At 65.0% G+C, this 2190-nt stretch carries 3 protein-coding genes and 1 tRNA gene; 3 read left to right on the forward strand and 1 reads right to left on the reverse strand.

Annotation, left to right across the window (positions count from 1 at the left end; genetic code table 11):
* Window positions 1–83 precede the first annotated feature (83 nt).
* Window positions 84–158: transfer RNA gene (locus tag A9W95_RS00885), tRNA-Val, on the forward strand.
* Window positions 159–180: 22 nt separating this feature from the next.
* On the opposite strand, the gene A9W95_RS00890 is transcribed toward A9W95_RS00885, so the two are convergent.
* Window positions 181–642 (reverse strand): thiol-disulfide oxidoreductase DCC family protein, encoded by a 462-nt coding sequence (locus A9W95_RS00890; RefSeq protein WP_067408776.1) that lies wholly within the window; start codon window positions 640–642, stop codon window positions 181–183.
* Between the two features lie 136 nt (window positions 643–778).
* Here A9W95_RS00890 and A9W95_RS00895 point away from each other — a divergent pair, with 136 nt between their 5' ends.
* Window positions 779–1069, forward strand: coding sequence for a hypothetical protein (locus A9W95_RS00895; RefSeq protein ID WP_067408777.1), 291 nt, complete (start codon window positions 779–781; stop codon window positions 1067–1069).
* Window positions 1070–1293: 224 nt separating this feature from the next.
* Window positions 1294–2166: a hypothetical protein gene (locus A9W95_RS00900; RefSeq protein ID WP_216638117.1), complete on the forward strand. Its 873-nt coding sequence runs from the start codon at window positions 1294–1296 to the stop codon at window positions 2164–2166.
* Window positions 2167–2190 lie beyond the last annotated feature (24 nt).

The following is a 2190-nucleotide window of genomic DNA, read 5'->3' on the forward strand; positions in this document are numbered from 1 at the left end:
GTGTGCGCCCCTGAGGCACACTGGAGCCGTTCGGCGCGTTGGCGGCTCGTGTTAGTCTTCGACGTCGTTCGCCTCTCGGCGCCGGTCCCGTGGCTCAGTGGAAGAGCGTCCGCTTCACACGCGGAAGGTCGCTGGTTCGATCCCAGCCGGGACCACCATTTCTGGCTGCCCCTGCGACACTCAGGCGTCCAAGAATCGCGCGCGCACCTCAGGCGCAGGGAGCGGACAGCTGTCGTACTTCCCGAAGACCCGGTACCGGTTGTCGGCGACGCGGTCATAGAGCCAGTCCAGCAGCGGTGACGGGATGACCCGCGCGGCGCGCAGCAGTTGCCACGGACCGCCTAAGTAGTCGATCACCCGGAACACGGCGTCACTTCGGATCGCCACCCGCTCGGCCGGCGCGCCCGGTTTGTCGACAAACACCACCGAATCGACGTTCTCCAAGTCCGGGTGGCGTTCAATGACCGAGCGCGCAAAGTCGCTCTCCAGCGCCGCGAAGCGCAGGGTGCCCTTGCGGTCGAACCGCAGGATGGTCTGCACTCCGCGATTGCAAAACCCGCAGACACCGTCGTAGAGCAGCACCGGTGCCGCCGCGATACGCGGACCCTTCCCGTTCGTGGAAGCGATGAGCTCGCCGGTCATTACCTGTCCGTTTTGACTCATACAATGCGAGTTCCCCCGCTGGTTTGTGCCTAACCTGCCGAGAGGCGGCAAAGCCCGCAATGGCCTACCTTCGACTGCGACCGCTGCTGTCGAAAAAGATGAAGGGCAATTCGCGATGAGCTACAACGAAGGAATCGGCACGCTCAAACTCGAGTGCCCACAAGCCCATCCCGTCGGCCGCATCCTCAAAGAGGTCGCCCATCAGGCGGTCCAGTACGACCCCGGCGCCCAGGTCGGGCCGCGGCGCTTCTGGCCGCAAGAGAACGAGCAGCCGAGATTCGTCGCGCAGTGCCGGTTCTGCGACAAACCGGTGGCCGAGGACACCGAAGTATTGCGGGAGAAGTTGCGCGCCGTGCTCGAGGACGGCGCACAGACGGTGGCAATGGCCACGTTGCCCTACGCCTAGCAGCCAGCTAACGGCCGTTCCACAGCTGTCGAATAACGTTGGGCGAGGGCACCGACAACACAAACACCACTCCGATAGTTCTCCGGCACGGGTGCCCAGGTCAGCGCCTGCTGTCCGTGCAGCAAAGGTCATTCCATAAACAGCGTGTTGCTTTCGTGGCGTGGATAAGGAAACGTCTAGCAAAGCGGTAGCACGCCGCGTTTCCATGAGCAGGGAGGTTTCAGATGACACTTGCCCGCCGACATCTACTGGGCGTTCTCGTCGCGATCATGTCGACTGTCGCCGTTGCCGCATCCTTCGGCATGTTCGCGCCCACGGCACACGCGTTCTACATCAAGAACCACGAAACGATCACCCGCAACGCGCTTCCTGCAGACCAGGTCAGCCAGCAGGCCGTCAACCAGATCTTGCTGGGCCCCCCGCCCGGGGCCGGCGCCATCGGCAGCGACGCGTTCGCGACCGACGAATTCCGCCACCTCGACAACGCGGCCAACCCGGTCGACCTGTGTGCGCGTGCTCAACAAGCCTGGGACACCTTCTCACCCGTCGTGCTGAGCGGATCGGTGCTCAACAACGGCGTGGAAGCCAACGGACCGGCCGCTCGGGCGGCGTTCGGCGCCCTCGCGCACACCCAGCAGGACTTCTACTCCCACTCCAACTGGGTGGAGGACAACATCGCGATCGGTCAACTGGACCGCCTGGCCCCGCCGATCTTCCCGACCTGCAACCCGGCCGACTTCCCCGCTGACCTGCACACCGGTTACTACAGCATCAACTTCTCTCAGCAGTTCCCCCTCGCAGGTTGCCCCGCGGGAGGCCCGCCGCCGGGATTCCAGGAGTGCCACTCGGTGCTGAACAAGGACGGCCCCGCCACGCCAAAGGGCGGTCAGCCGGTACCCGGCACCAACATGAACATGTACGACCTAGCCGCCAAGCTCGCCACCGAGGCCACCACCAACCTCTTCTTCCAGGTGCGCGACCTGGTGGCCGCGACCAACGGGCAAGACGCCGCCACCGCGCTCTTCCAGCAAGGCGGACCCATGCCGTCACTGCAGAATCTGCCGGGCCTGCCGGGCGTCTACCCGGGCGGCGGATAAGCGCCTCAGCGGCCGAGTGGATCG

The organism is Mycobacterium sp. 1423905.2, from assembly GCF_001673155.1.
GTDB lineage: Bacteria > Actinomycetota > Actinomycetes > Mycobacteriales > Mycobacteriaceae > Mycobacterium.

Excerpts from the sequence above, each read along its gene's own strand:
- A9W95_RS00890 (WP_067408776.1), bottom strand. The coding sequence starts at position 642 with ATGACCGGCGAGCTCATCGCTTCCACGAACGGGAAGGGTCCGCGTATC.
- A9W95_RS00895 (WP_067408777.1), top strand. The coding sequence starts at position 779 with ATGAGCTACAACGAAGGAATCGGCACGCTCAAACTCGAGTGCCCACAA.
- A9W95_RS00900 (WP_216638117.1), top strand. The coding sequence starts at position 1,294 with ATGACACTTGCCCGCCGACATCTACTGGGCGTTCTCGTCGCGATCATG.